Source organism: Pseudomonas sp. Pseusp3, from assembly GCF_047304225.1.
GTDB lineage: Bacteria > Pseudomonadota > Gammaproteobacteria > Pseudomonadales > Pseudomonadaceae > Aquipseudomonas > Aquipseudomonas fluorescens_CD.
Window position 1 is genome coordinate 1 of the sequence record NZ_JBGLYV010000187.1, and the last position, 5293, is coordinate 5293.

At 61.9% G+C, this 5293-nt stretch carries 6 protein-coding genes; 2 read left to right on the plus strand and 4 right to left on the minus strand.

Going from position 1 to position 5293, the window contains the following annotated elements; all coding sequences use genetic code 11:
• Nucleotides 1–281: 281 nt before the first annotated feature.
• Together ACCD00_RS30070 and ACCD00_RS30075 are read right to left on the minus strand one after the other, a co-directional pair.
• Nucleotides 282–1847, minus strand: coding sequence for an aldehyde dehydrogenase (NADP(+)) (locus ACCD00_RS30070; RefSeq protein WP_413428846.1), 1566 nt, complete (start codon nucleotides 1845–1847; stop codon nucleotides 282–284).
• The gene (locus ACCD00_RS30075; RefSeq protein ID WP_413428841.1) at nucleotides 1847–2479 is read right to left on the minus strand and encodes an isochorismatase family cysteine hydrolase; all 633 of its coding nucleotides are present in this window, start codon (nucleotides 2477–2479) and stop codon (nucleotides 1847–1849) included. The genes ACCD00_RS30070 and ACCD00_RS30075 overlap by 1 nt, the downstream gene beginning before the upstream one ends.
• 98 nt (nucleotides 2480–2577) lie before the next feature.
• Here ACCD00_RS30075 and ACCD00_RS30080 point away from each other — a divergent pair, with 98 nt between their 5' ends.
• Nucleotides 2578–3105: a winged helix-turn-helix transcriptional regulator gene (locus ACCD00_RS30080; RefSeq protein WP_413428842.1), complete on the plus strand. Its 528-nt coding sequence runs from the start codon at nucleotides 2578–2580 to the stop codon at nucleotides 3103–3105.
• A 182-nt stretch (nucleotides 3106–3287) separates the two neighbouring features.
• Nucleotides 3288–3740, plus strand: a complete 453-nt coding sequence (locus tag ACCD00_RS30085) for a cupin domain-containing protein (protein WP_413428843.1) — start codon at nucleotides 3288–3290, stop codon at nucleotides 3738–3740.
• Between the two features lie 174 nt (nucleotides 3741–3914).
• Here ACCD00_RS30085 and ACCD00_RS30090 read toward each other — a convergent pair whose 3' ends face one another.
• Together ACCD00_RS30090 and ACCD00_RS30095 are read right to left on the minus strand one after the other, a co-directional pair.
• Nucleotides 3915–4334 carry an organic hydroperoxide resistance protein gene (locus ACCD00_RS30090; RefSeq protein ID WP_413428844.1) on the minus strand — a complete coding sequence of 140 codons (420 nt, stop codon included), beginning with the start codon at nucleotides 4332–4334 and terminating at the stop codon, nucleotides 3915–3917.
• Nucleotides 4335–4565: 231 nt separating this feature from the next.
• Nucleotides 4566–5293 (minus strand): LysR substrate-binding domain-containing protein (locus ACCD00_RS30095; RefSeq protein WP_413428845.1); only part of this gene is annotated, 728 nt, incomplete at its 5' end.

Here is a 5293-nt window from a genome sequence, read left to right on the forward strand (position 1 = left end):
GTCGTTAACGAAAACGCGGGCTTGCTGGCTAAGCGCGGCGCTCTTGAGTCCATCGCGAGCAAGCTCGCTCCTACAAGACAACGCAATGGCATTTTTCGTCTATTGACCGTCCACAAGGCGTGCCCTCGCCACAGAAATTCAATGAACGGAATTACATTGTAGGAGCGAGCTTGCTCGCGATGGTCGTTAACGAAAACGCGGGCTTGCTGGCTAAGCGCGGCGCTCTTGAGTCCATCGCGAGCAAGCTCGCTCCTACAAGTCAACGCAATGACATTTTTCGTTTATTGACCGTCCACAAGGCGCGGCAGCCCCAAAGGATTGCCCTCGCGCAGGGGCTCTGGCAGCAGGGCATCCGGAAAACCCTGGTAGGCCACCGGGCGCAGGAAGCGTTCGATGGAGGTCATGCCCACTGAGGTAAAGCGGCTGTCGGATGTGGCCGGAAACGGCCCGCCATGCACGGTGGCAAAACACACTTCCTGCGGATGGGCGAAGGCGTTGACCACGATGCGCCCGGTACGTCGCTCCAGGGTTGGCAGCACGCGACGGGCCAGGGGCAGATCGTCCTGCTCAAGATGCAGGGTCGCGCTGAGTTGCCCCTTGAATGAGCGCGTTACCCGTAGCAACTCATCCTCATCCCTGACCTTCACCAGCAGCGCGGACGGGCCGAATACCTCCTGTGAAAGCGCCGGTTCGGCGAGAAAGCGCTGGCCATCGACTTCGAACAGCGCCGAGCGGCCATCGACTTCAGCCGTGGAGGTCGAGCCAACGGCGACGAGGCAGGCGCCGGCGTTCTCCATGTTGCAGAGTCCCTTCAGGTACGCGCCATGGATGCCCGGAGTCAGCATCGTGCGTGCCGGAGCCTCGCTCACGCGTTTGTTCATGGCGTGGCGCAGTGCTGCAAACCCTGCACCTTCGATGGCAATCAGGATCGCCGGTTTGAGGCAGGCCTGGCCGACGTTGACCAGCATGCGTTCGGCAAACCCATCGCCGATCTGCGCACCGCGTTCGGCGAGTGCCCGGGGCAGGATGAAGGTCGGGTTGACGCTGGTCATTTCGGCGAAGACCGGGATCGGCTCGAGGCGTTGTTGCGCGCGCCGATACAGCGCCATGCCACCTTGTTCGGAACCGGTGAAGGTCACGGCCTTGATCAGCGGATGATCGACCAGCGCTTCGCCGATGGCATTGCCGCTGCCACGCACCATGGAGAACACGCCTTCGGGCAGTCCACAGGCTTGCACCGCCTCACGAATGGCGCGGGCCTGAATTTCCGAGGCACCGGGGTGCGCGTTGTGCGCCTTGAGAATCACGGTCGCGCCGGCTGCCAGCGCCGAAGCGGTATCGCCACCGGCCACCGAGTAGGCGATGGGAAAGTTGCTCGCACCGAAGATCGCCACCGGGCCGATGGCGATTTTCTGCAGGCGATGGTCCATGCGCGGGCGTGGCTGGCGCTCGGGCTGTGCAGGGTCGATGGCCAGTTGCAGGAAACGCCCCTTGCGCACGACATCGGCGAACTGGCGGAACTGGGTGGCCGCCTTGGTTGCCTCGCCTGCCAGTTGCGCCTCGGGCAGGCCGGTTTCCAGTGCGGCCCGTGCCGCCAGCGCCTCGCGGACCCTGTCGAGGTTGTCGGCGATGCACTCGAGAAACGTCGCCCGGGCGGCGAGCGAGGTATGGCTGTAGACATCGAACGCCTCGTCGGCGAGAACCGCGGCGCGGTCGACGTCGGCCACGCTGCCCAGCGCAAACGCCGGTTCAATCGGCTGGTTTGTCGCGGGATTGAGCGCCTTCAGGGTGCCTTCGCTGGCGGCGACATCGCTGGCGCCGATCAGCAGATTGCCAGTCAACTGCATCACGCACCTGCCTGTGCCAGTACGGCAACGAGTTCTTCGGTAGTCACGATGGAATGGGCGAACGTCGGTCCGTTCAGCTCATGGGCGGAATGCATCATTTCCGGCTTGAAGGCCGCGGTTGCGTCGCGTACCAAGGTGACGTGATAGCCGAGTTCCTGAGCGTAACGGGCGGTTGCCTCGATGCAGGTATTGGCCAACAGGCCGACGATGATCACGTGGGTGATACCCTTCTGCTTGAGGCGAAAATCGAGGTCGGTATTGGCAAAGCCGCTCGACCCCCAATGTTCCTGTACGACGATGTCGCCGTCCTTCGGTGCGAAGTCGGGGTGCCATTCGCCGCCCCATTCACCGCGTGCGAAGTGATGCATATGCATGATCTTGCACTGGGTGGGGCTTGGGTGGTCCCAGTTTTCATAGTCGCCTTTTTCCCAGCGGTGGTGCGGTACGATGACCACTGGAATATTGAGCGCGCGTACGGTGCGATCGAGCGTACGCAGGTTGTCGAGCAGACCGACCTGCTCGGCGATTGGCTCGATCAAGGGATAGATCTTTCCGCCATCGGAGAGAAAATCATTGTAGGGATCGACCAGCAGATAGGCAGTCCGGTCAAGAGGGTAGGTAGCGTTGGACATGACGGTTCTCCGCAAAATATCCGTGGATGGTGAAGTGTAGTTGCTCGGAATTCACGCAGATATGATAATCATAGTAACTAGGAAAGAGGCAATACCGCATGTCGGTGAAAAAAACCGTTTCTGAAACCCTGTGTCCGATTTCCCGGGCCGAATCCGTCGTGGGCGACCGCTGGACGGTGCTGGTGCTGCGCGAACTGTTCATGGGCAGCCATCGTTTTGACGACATCCAGGTGCAGACCGGCGGTACGCCGCAAATGGTCGCGGCGCGTTTGAAAAGCATGGAAGCGGACGGAATCATCGCGCGTCGGGCCTACAGCGAACGGCCAAAACGCTACGAGTATCACCTCACGGAAAAAGGCGACGCGTTCTACTCGGTGATCCTGGCGCTGCGGGCCTGGGGCGAAACCTGGTGCAAGTCGCCCGAGGAAGGGTTGGCGGTGGTGTATACCCACCGCAGCTGCGGCGAGCCGGCCGGACTCGGACCGTTGTGCGTGCATTGCGGGCAGCCCTTGCGCCGCGCCGACCTGATCAGTGAACCGAGTGTTGCCTATGTCGCCGAACGCAACGCCCGGCGCGAAGCGTTCAAGGGCAGTCGCGCGGCCGATTCGGGAGCGGCGGGGGAGTAGACCAGCGACGTGCCCGCAGCGGTGGGTTTGTATCAATAGGTATCGGCGACGCCTGCCGTTACCCGTGCATACAAAACCGACGTTTCCCGACACCCGGGCGATACACGGCGGCCTTCAAATGGAACCACCGGCATCGCGCCACTTTCGGCGCGGCCTGGCGTGGTTCAACTGGAGGAAAGACTATGTTGCGTACCCACACCCGTCACACCCTCGGCAAGCTTGGCATGATCCTGGCCGCGGCAGGGCTTGCCAGCGCAGCGAGCCTCGCTCAAGCCCAGGAAGCACAGCCGGCCCCGGCGATGAAAAGCTGGCAGCAGGGCCTGCATCGCACCGACCTGGTACACGAAGACCTGGGCGCCGCCGATCGCGAAGTCCTGCAAGTACTCGTGGACTTCGATTCCGGTGTGACTTCGCCCAAGCATGCCCACCCGGGCGTCGAGGTGGCACACGTGATCAGCGGCACCTTCGAGTATCAACTGGAAGGGCGGGCACCGGTGACGCTCAAGGCCGGTGATTCGTTGTACATTCCCGCAGGCGTCGCCCATGTGGCGAAGAACGTGGGTGGGGGCAAGGCCTCGGAACTGGCGACCTACATCGTGAAGAAAGGCGAACCGCTGCTGATCCTGAAGGAGTAGGCAATGTAGGAGCGAGCTTGCTCGCGATGGTCGTTAACGATAACGCGTGCTTACTGGCTAAACGCGGCGCTCTCAAGACCATCGCGAGCGAGCTCGCTCCTACAAGCAATTTTGGTGTTCAAGAGGCCTGGCCTGACCGGTATCAAGACGTCAGGCCAGGCTTTTCTGCATCGGTCAAACCAGATTGATTTCGACGTCGATGTTGCCGCGCGTCGCCTTGGAGTACGGGCAAGTCTGATGCGCCAGTTCCACCACCTTGCGTGCGATGGTCGGGTCCAGGCCCGGCAGGCTGACATTCAGACGGGCTTGAAGGAAGAAAGCGTTTTCGGACTTGCCCAGATCGATTTCGGCATCCACCGCAACGTCGCTCGGCAAGGCCACTTTCAGAGCGACGCACGCCTTGCCCATCGCCCCGATGAAACAAGCCGACCAACCCGCCGCCAGCAGTTGCTCAGGATTGGTACCGGCACCCGAAGAGCCGGGAGGCGAAAGCTTGATGTCCAGGCGTCCATCGGTGCTGCGTGCCTGACCATCGCGGCCGCCGGTGGTGTGGGTCTTGCCGGTGTACAGCACGGTATCGATTGCATTGATCATGGTGGTTTTTCCTGTCAGTGGGTCGCTGGAATGCTCGGAAAACCTGCGCTTTCCGATGCGCCCCACTTTTTCATTGCCATGTACTGCCTATATGTCCTGAACCTGGCGGATTTGTATCGCTGTGTAAGGTGGCCGGGGGAAATACAGTTCGATACAAAGCGCTTGAATGCCTTCGACCGGGGAGGGTGTGGCGGTCAAGCCTGGCGTTCCACACTGAATTTTCCGGTGGCGTTATTGACTGCAAACCTCCCACACGCACCCGCGCAGCCAGCGATGCGCCGGGTCGGCGTCCATGCGCGGGTGCCACAGCATCGAAACCGTGATCGGTGGCGTGGCGAACGGCAGGGCAAAGCAATGCATCCCCTGGCACAGGTTGCCGACGTGCCGCTCCGGTACGCTGGCGACCAGGTCGGAAGCCCGCGCCAATGCAATCGCGGAAGAGAAACCGGCAACGATGGTGACGATGTCCCGCTTCAGTCCCAGCTCATTCAAGGCGTCGTCCATGACGCCTTTTTCGTGACCCCGGCGTGAAACCAGAATGTGACGGGCGTCGGCATAGCGCACAGCTGTCATTGCACCTTTTGTCAGTGGGTGATCCTTGCGCACGACGCCAATGAACCGATCGCGAAACAGCATCCGGGTGCGTACTTCCGGGCTGGTCGATTCGCCGATCACACCGGTTTCCAGGTCCACCGAGCCGTCACGCAGCAAGGTGCTGTCCTTGTTCAGCTTCTGCACGAAATTCAAGCGGACACCGGGCGCCTCCTGGTGGATGCGTGCGATGAGCTGCGGTCCGAAGTTTTCCACGAAGCCGTCGCTGGTGCGCAGGGTGAACGTGCGGGTCAGTTGATGGAGATCGAGCGCCTCGGCGGGGCGCAGGACGGCTTCGGCGTCCTGCACGAGCACACCGACGCGTTCACGCAACTCCAGCGCCCGAGGCGTGGGAACCAGCCCGCGCC

Excerpts from the sequence above, each read along its gene's own strand:
- ACCD00_RS30080 (WP_413428842.1), top strand. The coding sequence starts at position 2,578 with ATGTCGGTGAAAAAAACCGTTTCTGAAACCCTGTGTCCGATTTCCCGG.
- ACCD00_RS30085 (WP_413428843.1), top strand. The coding sequence starts at position 3,288 with ATGTTGCGTACCCACACCCGTCACACCCTCGGCAAGCTTGGCATGATC.
- ACCD00_RS30090 (WP_413428844.1), bottom strand. The coding sequence starts at position 4,334 with ATGATCAATGCAATCGATACCGTGCTGTACACCGGCAAGACCCACACC.
- ACCD00_RS30070 (WP_413428846.1), bottom strand. The coding sequence starts at position 1,847 with ATGCAGTTGACTGGCAATCTGCTGATCGGCGCCAGCGATGTCGCCGCC.
- ACCD00_RS30075 (WP_413428841.1), bottom strand. The coding sequence starts at position 2,479 with ATGTCCAACGCTACCTACCCTCTTGACCGGACTGCCTATCTGCTGGTC.